This window comes from Stenotrophomonas sp. YIM B13575, from assembly GCF_042787595.1.
Taxonomy (GTDB): Bacteria; Pseudomonadota; Gammaproteobacteria; order Xanthomonadales; family Xanthomonadaceae; genus Stenotrophomonas; species Stenotrophomonas lactitubi_B.
In genome coordinates this window covers 19005-40357 of the sequence record NZ_JBHZOP010000056.1, presented here as the reverse complement: position 1 = coordinate 40357, position 21353 = coordinate 19005, and the positions used below count along the sequence as shown (strand labels likewise).

Annotated in this window: 19 protein-coding genes; 14 read left to right on the top strand and 5 right to left on the bottom strand. The window is 66.9% G+C overall.

The features are described from left to right. Positions 1-10 precede the first annotated feature (10 nt). The gene (locus tag ACFX4F_RS10720; protein ID WP_380654999.1) at positions 11-2899 is read left to right on the top strand and encodes a TonB-dependent receptor; all 2889 of its coding nucleotides are present in this window, start codon (positions 11-13) and stop codon (positions 2897-2899) included. A 299-nt stretch (positions 2900-3198) separates the two neighbouring features. Here the strand turns inward: ACFX4F_RS10720 and ACFX4F_RS10715 are convergent, their stop codons facing one another. Together ACFX4F_RS10715 and ppa are read right to left on the bottom strand one after the other, a co-directional pair. After that, on the bottom strand, positions 3199-4320 hold the full coding sequence (locus ACFX4F_RS10715; protein WP_099821627.1) for an HDOD domain-containing protein: 1122 nt from the start codon (positions 4318-4320) through the stop codon (positions 3199-3201). Positions 4321-4471: 151 nt separating this feature from the next. Continuing rightward, positions 4472-5008: an inorganic diphosphatase gene (gene ppa, locus ACFX4F_RS10710; protein ID WP_025874161.1), complete on the bottom strand. Its 537-nt coding sequence runs from the start codon at positions 5006-5008 to the stop codon at positions 4472-4474. A gap of 183 nt (positions 5009-5191) precedes the next feature. Between ppa and ACFX4F_RS10705 the strand changes: the two genes are divergently transcribed. From ACFX4F_RS10705 to ACFX4F_RS10690, 4 genes are all read left to right on the top strand, one after another. Further along, positions 5192-5665 (top strand): hypothetical protein, encoded by a 474-nt coding sequence (locus ACFX4F_RS10705; protein ID WP_380654995.1) that lies wholly within the window; start codon positions 5192-5194, stop codon positions 5663-5665. Between the two features lie 72 nt (positions 5666-5737). Next, on the top strand, positions 5738-6238 hold the full coding sequence (locus ACFX4F_RS10700) for an RNA polymerase sigma factor (RefSeq protein WP_099821625.1): 501 nt from the start codon (positions 5738-5740) through the stop codon (positions 6236-6238). 104 nt (positions 6239-6342) lie between these two features. Further along, positions 6343-7275: a FecR family protein gene (locus ACFX4F_RS10695; RefSeq protein WP_380654992.1), complete on the top strand. Its 933-nt coding sequence runs from the start codon at positions 6343-6345 to the stop codon at positions 7273-7275. A gap of 280 nt (positions 7276-7555) precedes the next feature. Beyond that, positions 7556-10474 carry a TonB-dependent receptor domain-containing protein gene (locus tag ACFX4F_RS10690; RefSeq protein WP_380654989.1) on the top strand — a complete coding sequence of 973 codons (2919 nt, stop codon included), beginning with the start codon at positions 7556-7558 and terminating at the stop codon, positions 10472-10474. A gap of 240 nt (positions 10475-10714) precedes the next feature. On the opposite strand, the gene ACFX4F_RS10685 is transcribed toward ACFX4F_RS10690, so the two are convergent. Next, the gene (locus ACFX4F_RS10685; protein ID WP_380654986.1) at positions 10715-10972 is read right to left on the bottom strand and encodes a DUF2789 domain-containing protein; all 258 of its coding nucleotides are present in this window, start codon (positions 10970-10972) and stop codon (positions 10715-10717) included. Between the two features lie 108 nt (positions 10973-11080). Between ACFX4F_RS10685 and ACFX4F_RS10680 the strand changes: the two genes are divergently transcribed. The 5 genes from ACFX4F_RS10680 to ACFX4F_RS10660 are packed head-to-tail and all read left to right on the top strand — an operon-like array spanning position 11081 to position 14033. Beyond that, positions 11081-11668, top strand: coding sequence for a biliverdin-producing heme oxygenase (locus ACFX4F_RS10680; RefSeq protein WP_380654983.1), 588 nt, complete (start codon positions 11081-11083; stop codon positions 11666-11668). A 31-nt stretch (positions 11669-11699) separates the two neighbouring features. Continuing rightward, complete coding sequence (locus ACFX4F_RS10675; RefSeq protein ID WP_099821621.1) at positions 11700-12167, top strand: YbaN family protein; 468 nt, start codon at positions 11700-11702, stop codon at positions 12165-12167. Next, the gene (gene exbB / locus ACFX4F_RS10670; RefSeq protein ID WP_380654979.1) at positions 12154-12882 is read left to right on the top strand and encodes a tonB-system energizer ExbB; all 729 of its coding nucleotides are present in this window, start codon (positions 12154-12156) and stop codon (positions 12880-12882) included. Before ACFX4F_RS10675 ends, exbB begins: the two co-directional genes overlap by 14 nt. Positions 12883-12891: 9 nt before the next feature. Beyond that, on the top strand, positions 12892-13317 hold the full coding sequence (exbD, locus tag ACFX4F_RS10665; protein WP_099821619.1) for a TonB system transport protein ExbD: 426 nt from the start codon (positions 12892-12894) through the stop codon (positions 13315-13317). Next, the gene (locus ACFX4F_RS10660) at positions 13314-14033 is read left to right on the top strand and encodes an energy transducer TonB (protein WP_380654976.1); all 720 of its coding nucleotides are present in this window, start codon (positions 13314-13316) and stop codon (positions 14031-14033) included. Before exbD ends, ACFX4F_RS10660 begins: the two co-directional genes overlap by 4 nt. 133 nt (positions 14034-14166) lie before the next feature. On the opposite strand, the gene ACFX4F_RS10655 is transcribed toward ACFX4F_RS10660, so the two are convergent. Beyond that, positions 14167-16194: a sodium-translocating pyrophosphatase gene (locus ACFX4F_RS10655; protein WP_099821617.1), complete on the bottom strand. Its 2028-nt coding sequence runs from the start codon at positions 16192-16194 to the stop codon at positions 14167-14169. Between the two features lie 306 nt (positions 16195-16500). Between ACFX4F_RS10655 and ACFX4F_RS10650 the strand changes: the two genes are divergently transcribed. Then, the gene (locus tag ACFX4F_RS10650; protein WP_099821616.1) at positions 16501-17004 is read left to right on the top strand and encodes a hypothetical protein; all 504 of its coding nucleotides are present in this window, start codon (positions 16501-16503) and stop codon (positions 17002-17004) included. A 95-nt stretch (positions 17005-17099) separates the two neighbouring features. Here the strand turns inward: ACFX4F_RS10650 and ACFX4F_RS10645 are convergent, their stop codons facing one another. Further along, positions 17100-18356, bottom strand: coding sequence for a 6-phosphofructokinase (locus tag ACFX4F_RS10645; protein WP_099821615.1), 1257 nt, complete (start codon positions 18354-18356; stop codon positions 17100-17102). Between the two features lie 136 nt (positions 18357-18492). Between ACFX4F_RS10645 and ACFX4F_RS10640 the strand changes: the two genes are divergently transcribed. The 3 genes from ACFX4F_RS10640 to ACFX4F_RS10630 all read left to right on the top strand — a co-directional run bounded on the left by ACFX4F_RS10640 (position 18493) and on the right by ACFX4F_RS10630 (position 21323). Then, positions 18493-19056, top strand: coding sequence for an adenylate kinase (locus ACFX4F_RS10640; RefSeq protein WP_025874177.1), 564 nt, complete (start codon positions 18493-18495; stop codon positions 19054-19056). A 327-nt stretch (positions 19057-19383) separates the two neighbouring features. Beyond that, positions 19384-20748 carry a UDP-N-acetylmuramate:L-alanyl-gamma-D-glutamyl-meso-diaminopimelate ligase gene (gene mpl, locus ACFX4F_RS10635; protein WP_380654971.1) on the top strand — a complete coding sequence of 455 codons (1365 nt, stop codon included), beginning with the start codon at positions 19384-19386 and terminating at the stop codon, positions 20746-20748. After that, positions 20745-21323 (top strand): LON peptidase substrate-binding domain-containing protein, encoded by a 579-nt coding sequence (locus tag ACFX4F_RS10630; protein WP_099821613.1) that lies wholly within the window; start codon positions 20745-20747, stop codon positions 21321-21323. Before mpl ends, ACFX4F_RS10630 begins: the two co-directional genes overlap by 4 nt. Positions 21324-21353 lie beyond the last annotated feature (30 nt).

Sequence of the window (21353 nt, the reverse complement as noted above, 5' to 3'; positions counted from 1 at the left end):
GGAGAGATTGATGAACGTTCGTATTCCCGCAGTGCGGCTCGGCTTGCTGCCGGCCGGCATTGCGCTTGCCTTGGCACCGTCCTTCGCTTCGGCGCAGGACGCAGCTGCCGGCGGCACGACCGACCTGGACCGCATTTCGGTCACCGGTTCGCGCATCCGCCAGGCGAGCATGGAAACCGCGCAGCCGGTGATCGCGCTGCAGCGCGCCGACATTGAAAAGCAGGGCTTCACCAGCGTTGCCGACATCGTGCAGAACCTGTCGGCGACCGGTTCGCCGGCGATCAGCCGCGCCGATGCCCTGAGCTCGGGCGAAGAAGTCGGCGGCCAGTACGTCGACCTGCGCAACCTCGGCCCGGAGCGCACCCTGGTGCTGCTGGACGGCAAGCGCATGGGCACCAGCACCGGCGGCTACACCGATCTGGCCTCGATCCCGACCTCGGTCGTGGAACGCATCGAAGTGCTGACCGACGGTGCATCGGCCATCTATGGTTCCGACGCCATCGCCGGCGTGGTCAACATCATCACCCGCAAGAACTTCGACGGCCTGGAAGCCAGCGTCTACGGTGGCCAGTACGGCCAGGGCGACGGCCAGAAGCAGGTCTACAACTTCGTTTACGGCCAGACCGGTGAGCGCGGTTCGATCACCTTCGGCGCCGAGTACAGCAAGGAAGACGAGGTCCAGGCCAAGGATCGCTCCTTCAGCCGCTACCCGAACGGTCGCTTCCATCCGAACCCGACCGCCGACGATGCCAATGGCTGGTCGCCGGCATCCAACCAGGGCGTGCTGATCGATGACATGGGCACCCCGAAGGATGCCGACGATGACATCTGGTACACCCGCGCCAATACCGGTGCCGGCAACGGCATCGGCGACTTCCGCGAGTTCGGCACCGGTGATTACACCAATGCCAGCCGTGAAATGTGGCTGCAGAACAAGCTGACCCGTCGCTCGGTGTTCGCCAACGGCAACTACGACCTGACCGACAACATCCGCGCCACCGCGAACGTGCTGTACACCAAGCGCACCGCGACCTCGCAGATTGCCGGCTACCCGTACCAGTCCGAGGTCTACGGCACCCCGCTGTCGGCCGACAGCATCTACAACCCGCTGGGCAAGGACGCGAACTTCATCCGTCGCACCTCCGAGTTCCCGCGCCAGACCGAATCCGAGCAGGAAACCTTCCGCTTCTCGGCCGGCCTGGAAGGTTCGTTCGAGTTCGCTGACAAGTTCTGGGATTGGGACGTGGGTTACGTCTACAACCAGAACAAGGGCGTCAAGACCGGTACCGGCAACCTGTTCATCCCGAATGTGCAGAACGCCGTCGGCCCGTCCTTCATGGACGGCGACGTCGCCCGTTGCGGCACCCCGGGCAAGGTGATCGCCGGTTGCACCCCGTGGAACCCGTTGGCACCGTACGGCTCCACCGGCAATGGTTCGCTGGCTGACCCGGCACTGCAGGCCTACCTGTTCCTGCCGAGCCACGACACCTACACCAACACCACCAAGGCCTACAGTGCCAACATCTCCGGTTCGCTGTTCACGCTGCCGGCCGGTGACCTGGCCATCGCTGCTGGTTACGAGCACCGTCAGGAAAGCGGCGAGTACAACCCGGATGCACTGCTGCAGTCGGGCCTGAGCACCGACCTGGCCGGCGCGCCGACCAAGGGCAGCTACAAGCTCGACGAGTTCTACGTCGAACTGAACGTGCCGGTGCTGGCTGACATGCCGTTCGCCAAGGAACTGTCGCTCGACATGGCCGGTCGCTATTCGGACTACAACACCTTCGGCGACACCATCAACAGCAAGTTCGGCCTGAAGTGGAAGCCGATCGACGACCTGCTGGTGCGTGCGACCTATTCGACGGGCTTCCGCGCGCCGAACATCGCCAACATGTACGGCGGCACCTCGCAGACCTTCGACGCCTACACCGATCCGTGCGACAGCAGCTTCGGTTCGGCCTCGCGCAACCCGTCGGTTGCCGCGGCCTGCGGTGCACGTGGCGTTCCGGCGAACTTCCGCCAGATCACCTCCGGTGGCGCACAGTCGACCGGCCCGGGCACCCAGTCCTACAGCGCCTTCGAGTCCGGTTCCAACCCGGAACTGCAGCCGGAAACCTCCAAGACCTGGACGGCTGGCCTGGTCTACAGCCCGAACTTCGTGCAGGGCCTGGACGTCAGCCTGGACTGGTGGAAGATCCGCATCAACAACGTGATCGCCGCCGAGTCGGTGACCTCGATCCTCAACCAGTGCTACGTGCTGGGCGTTGCGTCGGCGTGTGACCGCTTCAGCCGCGGTACCGAAGGCCGCACCGTCAACCAGGTGGTCGACGTTACCCGTACCCTGATCAACGGTGGTTACCAGGAAACCGCAGGTTACGACCTGGGCATCAAGTACCGCCTGCCGGAGTTCTCCTTCGGCAAGATCGTGGTTGACTGGAAGACCACCTACGTCGATTACCTCGAGTACAAGCGCGACAACGAAGCCGAGACTCCGGTCGAGCAGCACACCAGCTGGGCAACCGGCGACTGGGGTGCGAACTTCCGCGTCCGTTCGAACCTGAATGTCGATTGGAGCCTGGGCAACCTGGGCGTCAACTGGGCCGTGCGTTACTACTCGAGCATGAAGGAGCCGTGCTCCTACGACACCGAGTGCAACCTGCCTGACTTCAACTCGGCCTACACCCTGGGTCAGCCGACCCGCAAGGTCGGTTCGAACACCTTCCACGATGTGCAGGTGCGTTACACCCTGCCGTGGCAGGCCACGGTCTCGGTCGGTGCCAACAACGTGTTCAACCACGAAGGCCCGGTCATGTACAGCCAGCCGAACTCGAGCTTCTCGTACTACGGTGGCTTCGACATCGGTCGCTACTACTACATGAAGTACACCCAGCGCTTCTGATCCATCGAAGCGTGACAGCAGAAAGAGGAGGGCGGGCCGCAAGGTCCGCCCTTCTTGTTTGCGCGATCGGGCAACGCGGATACCCACGCCGCGCGCCGAACTGTCGGTCACCCGCGACTGCCCGACACCGCGCGCGGACGAACCTCCGCTCATCAACGGCTGATCCACGCCACGCGGACGAACTTCCGGATACTTCCAGTAGATCCACGCCATGCGTGGATGGATCTTCCGGCACAACTAAAAAAGGCAGGCCTCCTGGCCTGCCTTTCGTCCCATTCCCACTTGCCTGCCGCTACGCCTCAGGCGTCGCTCGGCACCAGCCCCATCAGGCTGTTGGCGTGCTCGCGCCACTGCGGCAGCTTGTTCAGCACACCGGCGCGCTGCAGATACTCTTCATCCACCGGATCACCGTTGACCAGCGCCAGTGCCACGTGCACCGCACCGGTCACCCAGAAGCTGCGGGTATTGGCGCGCTGCGGCTGCAGATGGAACGCCACTGCCTCGATGATCGGCATCGGCAGGCCCCACAGGCCCAGCAGATAGGCGCCGGCTTCGGCATGGCCGGGGCGATCGTCGTCCGCCGGCTCGGCTTCGCTGCGCTCGTTGCGCACGCCCGGCAGCAGCAGGCCGATGTCGGCCAGCAGTGCGGCGGTGGCACCGAGTTCGGCGCTGGAGTCGGGCAGCAGGCGTGCGGCCAATCGCGAGGCCATCAAGGCGCGCTGCTGCAGCGAGTTGCGTTCGGCACCGGACAAGGTCGGCGCGGAAAACACTTCGCTGGCCAGCACCAGGTCACGCAGCGTCGCCAGGCCCAGCCGGGTCACGGCCGTGCGCAGGTCGGCGATGGTGCGGCCCTGGCTGAAGAACGCCGAATTGGAAAGCTGCAGCACCTTGGCCGCGATCGCCGGGTCGGCGGCGACCAGCTTGGCAACGTCGGCGCTGTCGGCGTCGTCGTCATGTTCCAGTGCCTGGGTCAGGCTCAGGTACAGGTGCGGCGGCGAGGGCAGCTTCTCGATGCGGCCGATGGCATCGCGCAGGCGCGGGCTGTCCAGCACGTCGCGCAGCTCTTCCAGGCTGGTCAATGCTTCCAGCAGCACTTCCGGCGCCAACGGCAAGGGCAGGAAGCGATGGGCGACACCGATCAGGCGTGCCGGCGGCGGCCGGTTGCCATGCTGCGCGTCGACCAGTGCGATGCGGATGGTCTCCGGGCGCAAGGTGCGGATCTGTCCCAGCAACGTGGTTGCGTTGAGATCGGGCAGCTGCGGGCAGACGATCACCGCGTCCACGCCCTGGGTGGCGACCGCGGTCATCGCGGTATGCCCATCGGTGGCGGTCAGCGGCTGCCAGTCTTCCCCAAGATCGGCAATGAATTCGGTCAGCTCAGCCGGCAGGCTGGCTGTATCCCCAACAAGCAGAATACGCACGACACATTCCCCTGGCTGTCTCGACGGTCGATGTCGACGACGTGTGAAGTGACGCAATTTACCTAATACGGCGGCAAAGGTGATGTGCCGCCGTCATGAAACGTGACCCGCATCGCTCCGACGCCGTGCGCCGGAGCAATGCTGTTCAGTCTCAGGCCTTGCTGTCGAGGTGGCGCTGGTGCGCCTCGATCAGGATCTGCTTGGCCTCAGCCGCGCCGCCCCAACCGTCCAGCTTGACCCACTTGCCCTTCTCCAGGTCCTTGTAGTGCTCGAAGAAGTGACCGATGCGCTCCAGCCAGTGGCTGGACACCTGCTCGATGTCTTCCACGTGGGCGTAGCCGCCGAACACCTTGGTGACCGGCACGGCCAGGATCTTCTCGTCGCTGCCTGCCTCATCGCTCATCTTCAGCACGCCGACCGGACGGCAGCGCACCACCGAACCCGGAACCAGCGGCAGCGGCAGCACCACCAGCACGTCGGCCGGATCGCCGTCCCCGCACAGGGTGCTCGGCACGTAGCCGTAGTTGCAGGGGTAGCGCATCGGGGTGGAGAGGATGCGGTCGACGAAGATCGCACCGGTTTCCTTGTCCACTTCGTACTTCACCGGCTCGGAATCCTTCGGGATCTCGATGATGACGTTGATTTCTTCCGGCGGGTTCTTGCCGGGCGAGACGAGTTCCAGACCCATGGTGTGCTCCAGGTGGGGGTGTAGACGGATAGCTCTCCATTTTATGCCTTTGCCGGTCGCTGTGCAGAGTGGGGGGGCTGACGGCACCGCGCGGCGGGGGCCCACGCCGGCGGCCGGGGTTCACCGATGGGGGCGGCGCGGCCGGGCCGGCAGGCTGGACGCACCTTCCCGAGGAGTTGCCGCATGAACGTGTCCGCCCTGCCATTTGGCCTGTTCTGTGCGTTGCTGGCCGCGCCTTCGGCCCACGCCTTCCCCTACGTCGATCTGATCCACTACCCGCACCAGGAAGCCAACTGGGACCGCTTCTTTGCCCTGGAGGGGCGCCTGCAGCATGGCTTCGACGCGATCTGCGGCGACACCTTCTGCGAAGGCGAGTACAGCGATATCCATGCCCTGCGCCTGCGCTGTTCGGTGGATGCGGTACGCGGCACCGTTCGCGAGTGCCTGTGGGCGTTTGCCGCCAGCGATCTCGAAGTCTCCCGCAACGACGGCACAGTGGTGGCCCGGCAGCCGACCTGGCTGTGCCGCCTGCCGCTGCAGCCGGGTACTCCGGTGGAGGCCTTCCACACCGCACTCGCCGCCCGCGACCCGCTGCATGACCCGCTGCCCGGCACCGCGCAGAGCATCTACGACGCCCTGACCGACTGCATCCATTGATGAGAACGTGACTGATTCGCATTAACGGAGTAGCATCCGCGGCGCCTTCCGTCTGTCGTCCCGGTTCCGCGCATGTCCTCCAATGTCGCCGCCCTCACCGAACTGCTGATTCGCGAGCGGCCTGCGCTGCTGCGCCGGGTGCAGCGCATCCTCGGCGGCGAGAATGGTGCCGAGGATGTGATCCAGGCGGTGTGGTTCAAGGCCCGCGGGGTGGACGACAGCCAGGCCATCGACAACCCGCGCGCCTACCTGTTCCGGCTGGCCACCAATCTGGCCACGGACCATGGCCGCGAATCGACCCGGCGCAACCGCCTGCTGGCCGACCACTACCTGTGGGGGCCGGACGAGGTGATTTCGACCGAGGAACAGGTGATGGCACAGGACGAGCTGCAGCGCGTGCTTGACGCGGCGGGGCACCTGCCGGAGCCGACCCGCACCATCTTCCGGCTCAATCGCCTGCAGGGCCTGACCCAGGCCGAGATCGCCCGGCGTCTTGGTGTATCGGTGACCACGGTCGAGAACCATGTGCGTACCGCGCTGCAACGCCTGGCTTGGGCGCGCAACGGTCGATGATCGTCCGGACTTGGGGATGAGCTTCGCTGAAACGTCTTGATTACTGGACCGTGGATGCGGTCTAGTTCCCCCGCCCGCGCTTGAATGCGCCTGTCTGCCAGCCGATGAGCCCGCCGAACATGCTGCCCGCCGCCAATGACGATGCCCTGGCCGAACAGGCCCAGGGCTGGATCGCGTGGCTGGCATCCGGTGATATCTGCGATGCGCGCATGCACGAGTTCGAGCGCTGGCTGCAACAGCCGGGACACCGCCGGGCCTTCGAGCACGAGCGCGCGCTGTGGCGCAGTGTGGGCCCACGCCCGCAGGCTGCGCCCGTCGAGCGGCGCAGGCCGAATCGCCTGCGCTGGGCAATGGCGGCCACGGCCGCGCTGGTGATGCTGGTGGCATGGCCGGAAGCCTGGTTGCGCCTGCAGGCCGATCACCGCAGCACGCATGTCGTGCAGAGCGTGCAGCTGCCTGATGGCAGCCGTGCCGTGTTGGATGCGGACAGTGCAATCGCCGTGCGCTTCGATGCGGACGCACGCCAGATCGAGCTGCTGCGCGGGCGTGCCTGGTTCCAGGTCAGTCCGGATGCGCAGCGGCGCTTCAGCGTGCACGCGGGCAATGGCGTGATCGAGGACATCTCGACCGCGTTCACCGTCGCGCGCGGCGATGACCGGGTGGAGACCCAGGTCGGGCAGGGCAGGGTGCGCGTGGCCAGCCCGGCCGACGGCGGCTGGACATACCTGCAGGTGGGCCAGCGTGCGGCCTATGGCGAACACAGCGGGGTGATGCGTCTGCAGGATGTGCCGGCCGACAGCGTGGGCGCATGGCGGCAGGGCGAACTGCTGCTGGACCAGGCCAGCGTCGCCGATGCCGTGCGATGGGTGGGGCGCTATCGCGCCGGCCCGACCTTCGTGCGTGGCGATCTGTCGCGGCTGCCGGCGGTGAGCGCGGCGCTGCGCATCGATCGCCCGGAGCAGGCGCTGGACGCGCTGGCCGCAACTGCAGGGCTGCAGGTCACCCGTCTTCCGTTCGGCGTCGCCATCGTTCAGTAGATCCACGCCATGCGTGGATGATCATCGCGAATCATCCCAGTGTGCCGACCAACGGTCGGCACCCACCGCTGCGACCAGCCGACCAACGGTCGGCACCCACCGCTGCAACCAGCCGACCAACGGTCGGCACCCACTGCGACCGCAAATCCCTCTTGGGGTTGCCGCGCGCCCATCCGTCTTACCCCGCGAACGTACCCGCCGCCGCCACGTACGTCGCCGTGTCCACGTCCGCCGTGGATGACGCCGCATTCGCGGCACCGATTACCTGACAGGTTCCCCCATGTTCGACTCCCACCGCCCGCGCCGCATGCTGCGCCCGTCCCGACTGTGCATCGCATTGCTGGCTGCCGGTCTTGCCAGTGCCGCACCCTCCGTACTGGCGCAGAGCGCCAGCGGCGACCACGCTGCCGTGCAGCGCTTCGACATCCCGGCGCAGCCCCTGGACGAAGCGTTGCGCAGCTACATGCGCCAGTCCGGCGTGCAGGTGGTGTATCCCGCATCGCTGGCGCAGGGTGCAACCTCGCGCGCGGTCAGTGGCAGCCTGTCGGCCAGCGAGGCGCTGCAGCACCTGCTGCAGGGCACGGGCGTGGCAACGCGCAGGGTCAGCGCCGATGCGGTCACCCTGGAAGCGGCACCGCCAGTGCAGGCCGGCAGCGGTGTCATCGTCACCGACACGCTGAGCGTGGCCGGCGACGTTGTCGACAGTGGCGCCACCAGTGATGAAGCGCGCCTGCTCGACAGCTATCGCAGTGTCGGTTCCACCACCACGCTCAACCGCACGCACCTGGAGCGCTTCCGCGGCACCTCCAACGGCGACATCGTCAAGGGTGTGGCCGGCGTCACTGCGGGAGACCCGCGCGTGGGCAACGGCTTCGACGTCAACATCCGCGGCATCCAGGGCCAAGGCCGCGTACCGGTGATCATCGACGGCGGCCAGTCCAGCATGGACACCTATCGGGGCTATGCCGGGCAGTCGCAGCGCACCTATCTCGACCCGGACCTGATCTCCAGCCTGACCATCACCAAGGGCCCGAGCCTGCAGGCCAATGCCTCCGGTGGCATCGGTGGCGTGGTCGAAATGGAGACGCTGAAAATCGGCGACGTGCTGCGCGAGGGCCGCGACGTCGGCGTGCGCGTGCGTGGCGGCCTGGCCAACGCCAGTGCCAACAACCTGCCGGCCTACAGTGCCACGCCGCGTACCGATCGCAACGCCACCGGCAGCCAGTTCTTCAACGTGGCTGCGGCAGGTCACTGGGACCGTTTCGATCTGGTCGCTGCCTACGCGTACCGCGACAACGGCAACTACTTCTCCGGCAAGCATGGCTACGACGACTTCCCGCAGACCCGGCGCACGCTGGCGCCGCTGAATCCGCCGCGTACCGAGGTATTTAATACGTCTGCACGCTCGAAGTCGGCGCTGCTCAAGGGCACCTGGCGCATCGACGACGCGCAGACGCTGGAAGCCGGCTATCGCCGCTACGAAGGCACCGCCGGCGAGATCATGGCCTCGCAGATCATCCGCGTCGACCGTGACCGCATCCCGCAGTGGGATCCGGGCCATGTCGACATGGACAGTTACAGCCTGCGCTACCGCTTCAACCCGGACAGCGACCTGATCGATCTGCGCGTGAACGCTTCGTACACCGACACCGACAGCGTGATGTACAACAGCCTGACCGGCATCACCCCGTGGTACTTCGACCGCCGCACCGAGTGGTACGACGCGCCGAGCTTCAGTGGTGACCCCGGCTACAAAGATGCCTATCGCAATCCATTGCGGCAGAAGCGCTTCGGCCTGGATGCCAGCAACACTTCGACGTTCGATACCCGCGCCGGTGCATTCACGCTCGACTACGGCCTGTCCTACAGTGACGAAGACATCGCCCCGGGTAGCTCGGGACCGGTCATGCACGACGATCTGGTCAACAACCGTTTCCTGCGCAATGCCGAGCGCAAGGAATACAGTGCCGTGGCGTCGCTGAAGTGGCAGCCCGACGAACACTGGGAGCTGTTGGCCGGTGGTCGATGGAACCGGGTGGATGTGCATGACCGCAACCGCCTGGCCACGCCCGATGCGTACGAGGTGCAGGGCCAGTACCGCTACACCGAGTTGCTCAACGGCAACCCCAAGCTGCCGTCATGGCGCGCAAAGCGCATCGCGCTGCTGAACTGGTATCCGGATGCGAACGGCAATTTCACCCAGGAATCGCTGCTGGCCTCGCCGTACAAGAAGGGCACGGTCGGCGACATCGCTGGCTGGAACTTCTACGATGCCGGCAAGGCGCAGGATCTGGAAGTGCCGGTCAGCTGGACCTGGTCGCAGCCGATCCGCCGTCGCGACACCGCGTTCTCGCCGACCGCCAGCGTGGCCTACCGCTTCAGCGAAGACACCATGGTCTATGTGAAGTATGCCGAAGGCACCAAGCTGCCGAGCCTGTTCGAGACCACGCTGGGCCTGTTCACCGCCGCCAAGCCGGTGGGCGAGTTGAAGCCGGAGCGTGCGCGCAGCTGGGAAATCGGCGCCAGCACCATCCGCTACGACCTGTTCACTGCCGGCGACCGCCTGGCGCTGAAGCTGGCGTACTTCGATACCCGCATCGACGACCTGATCACCCGTGACTACCGCACGCTGTCGGCCGGCCTGATCCGCAACGTCGACCAGTTCAAGGTCTCGGGCATGGAGTTCCAGTCCAGCTATGACAGCGGCAAGGCGTTCGCCGATCTGTCCGCGCACTACTACTTCAAGGCCAAGACCTGCGCGCCGGACATCGCCGCCGAGCGTCGTGCCTACGGCGCACAGCGCAAGAATGACGAGCTGGCCAATACGCCCAACTGTGTGGACGGTGGCTTCGAGGGTTCGTACACCAACACGCAGAACCCGCCGCGCTACATGGTCAACCTGACCCTGGGCTCGCGCCTGTTCGACGAGCGGCTGACGTTTGGAACCCGCGTGGTCCACAATGCCGGCCCGATCAGCAAGCTGGACAAGGACTGGAACGTAGGTCTGTCGGCGATCCAGCAGCTGTATCGGCCGACCACCCTGGTCGACCTGTTCGGCAGCTGGAGCTTCAACGACCAGTTGTCGGTGGAAGCGGGCGTGGACAACCTCACCGACCGCTACTACCTGGACCCGCTGGCCCTGGGCGTGATGCCGGCACCAGGCCGCACCGCGCGCCTGGCGTTGACCTGGAAGTACTGATCGGCGGGGTCGGCCATCCACGCATGGCGTGGATCTACCGAACAACCGGTAGCGCCGGGCCATGCCCGGCGGATCGCGCAGATGAAACGGTAGCGCCGGGCCATGCCCGGCGAATCGCGCAGATGAAACGGTAGCGCCGGGCCATGCCCGGCGAATCGCGCAGATGAAACGGTAGCGCCGGGCCATGCCCGGCGGATCGCGCAGATGAAACGGTAGCGCCGGGCCATGCCCGGCGAATGCTTACAGCCCGGTCGCTGCCTTCACCGCCTCTTCGTGCAGCGCTTCGTTCAGTTCGTCGACCACAGTGGTCCACGCCGCATCGGCCTGCAGCGATTCGCTCAGGAACTGGCGCTGGGCATCGTTCCAGTAGGTCGCCTCGACCACTTCAACGTCGGTGGCCAGCTGGTGCTCGCGGATGAAACGGGCGATGCCCTCGGCGCTGGCATCCAGGCCCAGCTGCAGGAACAGGTTGGTCATGCGCGGTTCGGTGGTGATCATCGTCGGTTCCGGGTGGAAGAAGGGAATGGCCCATTATCGGCGCACACGGGCTTGGGGAAAGCCCCGCAGCAGACGTCTACAGCACGACGACCCTCCTGGCATTCCCCCATGAACGCACACATCGCTCCCGAAGACAGCCGCAGCGTGCGGCTCAAGGCCGCCACCCGCGACAGCCACGGCGCGCTGGACAAGCGCATCATGGCCGGCGACATATTCGCCGACCGCCGCAACTTCGCCCGCTTCCTGCGCGTGCAGTACCGCTTTCACCGCAGCATCGATGCGCTGTATGGCAACCCCGCGCTGGACGCACTGCTGCCTGATCTCGGTGAACGCCGCCGGCTGACACAGGTCGCACGCGACCTGCAGGACCTTGAACAGACCCTGCCGGGCGCCGACATCCCCGCATTGCCGTTGCACCTGGCGCTGCCCGCAGCGCTGGGCTGGCTGTACGTGGCCGAAGGCTCCAACCTGGGCGGCACCGTGCTGTACAAAATGGCGGCCAGGCTCGGCCTGGACCGCGACTTCGGTGCCCGCCACCTGGCCGCGCATCCGGATGGTGCCGCCCGCCACTGGCGTGCGTTCACCGCGGCGCTGGACGCGGTACCGCTGAGTGCCGAGCAGGAGCAGCAGGTGATCGATGCGGCCGATGCTGCGTTCCGCAGCGTGCACGGCCACGTCGAAGTGGAATTCGCCTGATGAACGCCGACCGCGCGCAGGCGCAGGGTTGATGCGCTGGCTCTGGTTCGCGCTGGGCTGGGTGATGGTCGGCCTCGGCGTGATCGGTGCGTTGCTGCCGGTAATGCCGACCACCATTTTCCTGATCCTGGCGGTGGGGTGCTTCGCGCGCAGCTCGCCGAAGTTCGAGCAGCGCCTGCTGGCGCATCCGCGCTACGGCCCGTCGTTGCGGTTGTGGCGTGAGCAGGGCGCGGTGTCGCGCAAGGGCAAAGCGTTCGCCAGCGCCGGCATGGCGGTGGGGTTCGCGATGTTCTGCTGGGGCGCACACCCGTCCTGGCGCCTGCTGCTGGGCGTGGGCCTGTTCTTCGCGGTCAGCGCCGGCTATGTGCTAAGTCGACCAGCACCCCGAGTGGAGCCCACGCCACTGGTGGAAGTGGACGACGCCCATGATCCGCGCACGGCCCGTCGCCGTGCCGCGTCCCCTGATTCTGATGGAACCCGAGACGATGCTGCCTGCTGACCTGGCCCCCGTGGCCGCCCCTGCACTGACTCCGTGGGGCATGTACCTGGCCGCCGACGTGGTGGTGAAAGGGGTGATGATCGCCCTGGCAGTGGCCTCGCTGGCTACCTGGACCGTGTTGTTGGCCAAGGGCTGGGAGTTGGCCCGGCAGGCGCGGCAGCTGCGCGCGGCGCGCGCGCTGCTGCTGCAGGCAGCGAGCCTGCCCAACGAACACGCGGATGCCTGCATGCAACAGGGCACCGCGCTGGCAATGCTGGACGCCGCACGCACCGAACTGCACCTGTCGCGGGATCTGGACGGCCGCGACGGCATCAGGGAGCGCGTTGCCTCACGTCTGGACCGCATCGAACTGGAAGCCGCGCGCGTGCAGCGGCGCGGCATCGGCGTACTCGCCAGCATCGGTGCGGTGGCGCCCTTCGTCGGTCTGTTCGGCACGGTGTGGGGCATCATGAACAGTTTCATCGGCATCGCCCACAGCAACACCACCAATCTGGCGGTGGTTGCGCCGGGCATCGCCGAGGCGCTGCTGGCAACCGCGCTCGGCCTGGTCGCGGCGATTCCCGCAGTACTGGTCTACAACCACTTCAGCCGCGTGCTGGCCGGCCTGCGCGGCCTGCTCGGCGATCTGTCGGCGGCGGTGCAGCAACTGGTCTCGCGTGATCTCGACCGCGCCGCGCCGCGCACCGCAGCCACGTCGCTGCGCGCGGTGCACTGAGGCGCGACGATGGCGATCAGGACCGCGTCCGACCGCGACGACACACCGGAAGAAGCCCACGAGATCAACGTCACGCCGTTCATTGACGTGATGCTGGTGCTGTTGATCATTTTCATGGTGGCAGCGCCGCTGGCGACCGTGTCGGTGCCGGTGCAGCTGCCGGCCAGCAGTGCCAGTGCCACGCCGTCGGAACAGGCGCCGGTGTACGTGACCGTGCAGGCCGATCTGTCACTGCGCGTCGGCGAGCAGGCGGTAGCGCGTGATGGGCTGGCCGCGGCACTGCAGACGGCAACCCACGGTGACACCGCGCAGCGCCTGTTCCTGCGTGCCGATACCCGCGTGCCCTACGGCGAACTGATGGCGACGTTGGATGCGCTGCGTGCCGCGGGCTATCTGAAGGTGGCGCTGGTTGGCCTGGAGCAGGGTGCGCGATGAAAGGACTGCGACGCTGGGCGACCAGCCTGGCGATCGTGCTGCTGGTACATGCGCTGCTGATCGGCACGGCCTGCTGGTGGGCGGCACGTGCGCGGGCGCTGGCGGCCACTGCACCGCCCGCAGCGCTGATGCTGGAACTGGCACCGATGGCACAGTCGCCGCCGGTGCCACCCCGCGAGGTCGCCAGCGGGCCACTGCAGCAGCAACAGCAGCGGCAGGCGCCGAAGCCGGCGCTGCGTGAGCAACCGAAGGCGCCCGTGCAACCACAGGGTGAGCTGCCGCCGCCGCGCACGCCTTCGCCGATGCCTTCGCCGGATACCGCCGAGGCCAATGTCGCCCAGACCAATGCACCGCCGCAGGTCGCCGCCGATGCCGCCGCACGCTACACCGCACCGCAGACCACGGCCGGTGAACGCAGCCATGCGGAGGCAAGCTGGGAAGGGCGCCTGCTCGGGCACCTGCAGAAGCATCGGCGCTATCCGCGCCAGGCCGAACGGCTGCGCCAGCAGGGGGTGGTCCATGTGCGTTTCGCGGTGGCCCGTGATGGGACAGTTTCCGGCGTGCGGCTGGGCCGCAGCAGCGGCTTCGCACTGCTCGACCAGGAGACGCTGGATACCGTGCAGCGCGCCAGCCCGGTACCGGTGCCGCCGGCCGACGTGGCCGGCGACCCGGTGGACGTGATGGTGCCGGTGTCGTTCTTCCTGCGCGGGCGCTGAACGGCATCGGGGGCTGCCATCCACGCATGGCGTGGATCTACCCGAACGCCGCTGAACGGCATCGGGGTCGGATCCCTTTCCGCAGGAAAGGGCTCTGACCCCAGTGGCGCCGTTATCCACGCATGGCGTGGATCTACAGCAATGGCACCAGCAGCAACGCCACGATGTTGATGATCTTGATCAGCGGATTGATCGCCGGGCCGGCGGTGTCCTTGTACGGATCACCCACGGTGTCGCCGGTCACCGCCGCCTTGTGTGCCTCACTGCCCTTGCCGCCGAAGTGACCATCCTCGATGTACTTCTTGGCGTTGTCCCAGGCGCCGCCGCCGGTGGTCATCGAAATGGCCACGAACAGGCCAGTGACGATCGTGCCGATCAGCAGTCCGCCCAGCGCGCGTGGCCCCAGCAGCAGGCCGACCACCACCGGCACCGCTACCGGCAGCAGCGACGGCACGATCATTTCGCGGATCGCCGAGCGGGTCAGCATGTCCACTGCGCGGTCGTACTGCGGCTTGGCGGTGCCCTGCATGATGCCGGGGATCTCGCGGAACTGCCGCCGCACTTCCTCCACCACCGCGCCGGCCGCGCGACCGACCGCTTCCATCGCCATCGCGCCGAACAGGTAGGGAATCAGGCCACCGATCAGCAAGCCGATGATCACCGTGTGGTCGCTGAGGTCGAAGCGGAACTCCTGGCCGGGATTGGCCGCCTGCAGGTTGTGCGTGTAGTCGGCGAACAACACCAGCGCGGCCAGTGCCGCCGAACCGATGGCATAGCCCTTCGTCACCGCCTTGGTGGTGTTGCCCACCGCATCCAGCGGATCGGTGATGTCGCGGATCTCCGAGGGCAGTTCGGCCATCTCGGCGATGCCACCGGCATTGTCGGTGATCGGCCCGTAGGCATCGAGCGCGACGATCATGCCCGCCATCGACAGCATGGCAGTGGCGGCGATGGCAATGCCGTACAACCCGGCGAGCGCGTGCGCGCCCCAGATCGCCGCGCACACGGCGATCACCGGCAGCGCAGTGGACTTCATCGAGATGCCGAGGCCGGCGATGATGTTGGTGCCGTGGCCGGTGGTCGAGGCCTGCGCCACGTGCTGCACCGGCTTGTACTGGGTACCGGTGTAGTACTCGGTGATCCACACGATCAGTCCGGTCAGCACCAGGCCGATCAATGCACAGCCGTAGAGGGCGAGAGGGCCATGCACGTTGTCGGCCATCAGTCCGGTGGTGATCGGATAGAACGCGATCGCGGCCAGCACGCCGGAGACGATCACGCCCTTGTACAGCGCGCCCATGATCGAGCCGCCGGGCTTCACCTTCACAAACAGCGCGCCGATGATCGAAGCGATGATCGAAACACCGCCCAGCACCAGCGGATACAGCACCGCATTGGCACCGGCCTCGGCCAGCATCAGGCTGCCCAGCAGCATGGTGGCGATCACGGTGACCGCGTAGGTTTCAAACAGATCGGCGGCCATGCCGGCGCAGTCGCCCACGTTGTCACCGACATTGTCGGCAATCACCGCCGGATTGCGCGGGTCGTCTTCGGGAATGCCCGCTTCGACCTTGCCGACCAGATCGGCACCGACATCGGCGCCCTTGGTGAAGATGCCGCCGCCCAGGCGCGCGAAGATCGAGATCAGCGATGAGCCGAAGGCGAGGCCGACCAGCGCATGCAGCGCCTGTTCCATCGGCAGGCCCATGCGCAGCAGCAGCGCGTAGTAACCCGCCACGCCGAGCAGGCCCAGGCCGACCACCAGCATGCCGGTGATCGCACCGCCGCGGAACGCAACGTCCATCGCCGCACTGATGCCGCGGCGCGCGGCCTCTGCGGTGCGTACGTTGGCGCGCACCGACACGTTCATGCCGATGTAGCCCGCTGCACCGGACAGCACCGCACCGACCGCGAAGCCGATCGCGGTGTACCAGCTCAGGAAGATGCCGACCAGCACGAACAGCACCACGCCGGCGATGCCGATGGTCAGGTACTGGCGGTTGAGGTAGGCGCGCGCGCCTTCCTGGATGGCCGTGGCGATGGCGACCATGCGTTCATTGCCGGTGGGTTGGCGCAGGATCCAGCGCGCCGAGACGATTCCGTACAGGATCGCGAGAATGGCGCAGCCCAGCGCCAATGACAGCCCGTGACGTTCCAGCATTAGACCCCTCCGCAGAATGGATGGACAAGCATCCAGTGGCGATGAACTGCACCACGAGGGGGACGACGGGCTGCAGCCTGGAACCAACCCGTACCGACCTTGGTGGTCGTCCGACGTATGGCGGTGTTCAGCATTCCCTGGTGTCCGCAGTATGCGTGCACCCGCGCCCGGATGGTAGCGCCGGGCCGTGCCCGGCGAGCGCAGCGGTTGCTGCACCGACGCCATATCCGTCGTCTCCATCACCACCTTTGCACCCCGTTAAGCCAACCTCTGCAAGCCTGCGCGCAGTCCTGTCGGAGAATCCCCATGCGCCTGTCCCTGTTGATGCTTGCCGTCCTGGCCCCGGCCCTGCCTGCCTTCGCGGCGGAAGCACCCGAACTGCAGCGCGCTGTCGGTGCACCGCAGGCGGTCGGTGCAGTGCATACGCTGCGGCAGATTCCCGAAGCCTGTGCGCGCCTGGAAGGCGCGTTCACCGGCCAGGCCGCAGAGCCCTATCGTTTCTCGGCGGTGCGCACCAGCGAGCAGTGCCAGCCGCGCGCCCGCTTTGTCGACTACGCCAAGGCACAGCCGAGCGCCGACAAGGGCTGGAAGCTCAATGACGTGATCCGTGTGCCGAATGCGGCGTGCCCCGCGCAGCAGGCGGTGGTGCGCGTGTGGCGTCTGCCGGTGAACAACGCGCAGGCGCTGGATGGGCAGGGCCAGTCGCGCATCTATCTGGAAGAAGCCAAGAAGCAGGCCGCCGCCGGCAAGATCCCGCAGGTGACGATGTTCGCCGCGCAGCTGCAGATGGAAGGCAAGGCCTGCAACTGAGGCCTTGCATCCACGCATGACGTGCATCTACGGGACGGGAGACCCGGGGGTTGCCGGCCGCTGACCGGCAACCCCGTGATCAATCCCTTTGTGGGTCAGCCTTCGAACGCTGGCAGCTTCTGCTTCACCGCGACGTTCTTCAGCGTCACGTACTTCGGCAGGCCATCGCTACCGTAGGGCAACGGTGCTTCGCCCTTGATCAACGGCTGCAGGTAGGCACGCGCCTTGGCCGTGATGCCGAATCCATCGCGGCGGATGAAGCTGGCCGGCATCTTCTTCTCATGGTTGGCGATCTTCGACAGCGGTGCGGCTTCGATCTTCCAGCGATACGGCGCATCGCTGCTGCGCACGATCACCGGCATCACCCCGTTCTGGCCCTTCAGCGCCAGCTGCACGGCGGCCTTGCCCACCGCCTGGGCCTGTTCCCAGTCGGTCCTGCTGGCTAGGTGGCGGGCCGATCGCTGCAGGTAGTCGGGCAGGGCCCAGTGCACCTTCAGCCCCAGCTGGTCCTTGACCCGACCGGCCAGGTGCGCGGCCACGCCGCCCAGCTGCGAATGACCGAAGGAGTCCTTGCCACCGCCGGCGTCGGCGACGAAGCGGCCATCGGCGGTGGCGATGCCTTCCGACGCCACCACCACGCAGTAGCCCACGCGTGCGACCACAGCCTTGACCTTGGCCAGGAACGCGGCCTCGTCATAGGCGCGCTCGGGCAGCAGGATGATGTGCGGGGCATCGTCCTCGCCGGTGCCGGCCAGGCCGGCGGCCGCGGCCAGCCAGCCGGCGTGGCGGCCCATCGCCTCGTAGATGAAGACGCGGGTGGAGGTCTCGGCCATGGCCGCCACGTCCAACGCCGCTTCGCGCACGGACACGGCCGTGTACTTGGCCGCCGAGCCGAAGCCGGGGCAGGTGTCGGTCACCGCCAGATCGTTGTCGATGGTCTTGGGCACGCCGATGCAGGTCAGGTCGTAGCCGGAGCTTTTCGCCAGCTGCGACACCTTCAGTGCGGTATCTGCCGAGTCGTTGCCGCCGTTGTAGAGGAACCAGCGCACGTCGTGGGCGCGCAGGACCTCCAGCAGGCGGTCGTAACGGGCACGGTCGGCCTCCAGCGATTTCAGCTTGACCCGGCACGAGCCGAATGCGCCGCCGGGGGTGTGGGCCAGGGCGCGGATGGCCGCAGCACTCTCCTTGCTGGTGTCGATCAGCTCCTCGCGCAGGGCGCCGAGAATACCGTTGCGCGCGGCCAGGACCTTGATTCCCTTGGCGCGGGCCTGTTCGATCACCGCCGCGGCAGTGGCGTTGATGACGGCGGTGACGCCGCCGGACTGGGCGTAAAGGAGGGTGCCATTGCGCATGCTTCTACCTGCTCAGGGGAGGGGACATTGCAGGGACATTACCCGGATGCGCTAAAGTGGCGCTATTGCGGTGCAGCGATACCGGACCGTCCGGGACGCGAACCTTCTTTATTTTCAACACGTTGGAGTCAGGTCAATGCGATTGGTTCTGTTGGGACCGCCCGGTTCGGGCAAGGGGACACAGGCGACGCGCCTGAAGGAAAAGCTCGAGATCGCCCACATTTCCACCGGCGACATGCTGCGCGCGGAAATCGCCGCCGGCTCCGAGCTGGGCAAGCAGGCCAAGTCGGTGATGGATGCCGGCAACCTGGTGTCCGATGAGATCCTGCTGGGCATGCTGAAGTCGCGCCTGGCCCAGGCCGATGTCGCCAAGGGCTTCATCCTTGACGGCTATCCGCGCAATGTGGCCCAGGCCAACGCGCTGGACGGCATGCTGGCCGAGATCGGCCAGCCGCTGGATGCCGTGGTGCAGCTGGATGTGGCCACCGAACTGCTGGTCGAGCGTATCGCTGGCCGTGCGCAGGAACAGGGCCGCGCCGACGACAATCCGGAATCGGTGCGCAAGCGCCTGCAGGTCTACACCGAGCAGACCGCTCCGGTGGTCGACTTCTACGCTGGCCGTGGCACCCTGGCCCGCGTCGATGGCGTCGGCGAACTGGACGAGATCGAAGCCCGCATCCTGGCGGCGATCAAGCGCTGAGCCGTTCGGGCGGTCGATGCCGGCTGCCGCAGGCGCAAAAAAACAGGCCTGATCCGCGAGGATCAGGCCTGTTTCATTTCATAGGTGCCAGCAAAGGGCTTGCTCAGGGCCCCCACAGCATGAGCTCCCTTGGGGATGGCCTCTTGGGGAGTAGGACCGGTTCGGGTACTGCGGCTGGCATCCTGAATTGTGTCCGGGTTCACAGAACATCGCTATCGGGAATTCCCTGACATGCGATTGGAGTTTTCTCACAGTGACTGTAGGGGTTCTCTTACCCTGTTGCCGACAATGGCCCTATACAGCCGTGATCGGTCACAATCCCCGGTCATGAGCAGCGTACATATCCTTGCAATCGCCGGCACCTTCATGGGTGGCGTGGCCGCCCTGGCGCGGGAACTGGGCCACACGGTCAGCGGCAGCGACCAGGCCATCTATCCGCCGATGTCGACCCAGCTCGAGCAGCTGGGCATCACCCTGGACCAGGGCTACCGCGCCGACAGCGTGCCGGAAGGCACCGCGCAGGTGGTGATCGGCAACGCGCTGTCGCGCGGCAACCCGGCGGTGGAAGCCGTCCTGGATGCCGGCCAGCGCTACATTTCCGGCGCCCAGTGGCTGTCCGAGCAGGTCCTGCCGGGCCGCGACACCCTGGCCGTGGCCGGCACCCATGGCAAGACCACCACCACCACCATCCTGACCTGGCTGCTGGAGAACGCCGGTCGCTCCCCCGGCTTCCTGATCGGCGGCGTCGCCGAGGACTTCGGCGTGTCCGCCCGGTTGGGCCAGGGCCGCGAGTTCGTCGTCGAAGCCGATGAGTACGACACCGCGTTCTTCGACAAGCGCAGCAAGTTCGTGCACTACCGGCCGCTGGTGGCGATCCTCAACAACCTTGAGTACGACCACGCCGACATCTTCCCCGACGTGGCGGCGATCCAGCGCCAGTTCCACCACCTGGTGCGTACCGTGCCGGCGCGCGGCCGCCTGATCGTCAACGGCGAAGACGCGCATCTGGCTGAAGTGCTGGCGATGGGCTGCTGGACCCCGGTCGAACGTTTCGGTTTCGATCCGTCGCTGGAATGGCACGCCGAGCTGCTGGCCGCCGATGGCAGCGCGTTCCGCGTCCATCATCGCGGGCAGGCACTGGGCGATGTGCACTGGTCGCTGCTGGGCCGCCACAACGTGCTCAATGGCCTGGCTGCACTGGCCGCTGCACACGCCGTGGGTGTCGCGCCGGCCGAGGTGATCCCGGCGCTGGCGCGCTTCCGCAGCGTCAAGCGGCGCATGGAAGTGATCGGCAACCACGATGGCATCACCGTCTACGACGACTTCGCCCATCACCCGACCGCGATTGCGACCACCCTCGAAGGCCTGCGTGCCAGGGTCGGTGATGCGCGCATCGTGGTGGCGATGGAACCGCGCAGCAATTCGATGCGGTTGGGCGCCCACGCCCAGGCGCTGGCACCGTCGTTGGCACTCGCCGATGAGGTGGTGTTCCTGCACCGCCCGGAGCTGGCCTGGGATGCGGCCGCAGTGATCGCCGCGGTGCGCGGTGAGGCTCACGCGGTGGCCGACACCGATGCGCTGTTGGCGCAGCTGCAGTCCGACGTGCGCAGCGGCGACCATGTGGTGTTCATGTCCAACGGCGGCTTCGACGGTGCGCCGCGCCGCTTCCTGGCAGGACTGCAGGCACGATGAGCGGCGAGGGTTCGCTTCCGCTGTTCCCGCTGCATACGACGCTGCTTCCGGGAGCGGCGATCGGCCTGCGTGTGTTCGAGCCACGCTACCTGGATCTGGTCCGCGAAACCGGCCGCAGCGGCGAAGGTTTCGGTGTCTGCCTGATCCTGGAAGGGCACGAGGTGGGTGCGCCGGCAACGCCGGCCGCCTTCGGCGTGCAGGTGAAGATCGAGGATTTCGATGTCGGCGCCGACGGCGTACTGCAGCTGCGATTGCGCGGCACCCGCCGTTTCCATGTTGAGCGCACGCGCGTGCGCGACAACGGGCTGGTGGTTGCCGATGTGCGCTGGTGCGATGAGGATCCCGATGACGAACTGCGTCCGCAGCATGCGCTGCTGGCGACGGTACTGGACCACATCATCGAGCAGGCGGGGACGGCGTTCGCACCGGCCACGCCAGCATTGATGGACCAGGCCAGCTGGGTCAGCTGGCGGCTGGCCGAGCTGCTGCCGCTGAGCGAACAGCAGCGCCTGCAGCTGCTGCAGCTGGACGACCCGCACCAGCGCCTGCAGCAGCTGCTGGGCTGGATGCCGTAAGAAAGCGGCCGCAGCGCTCGCCGGACATGG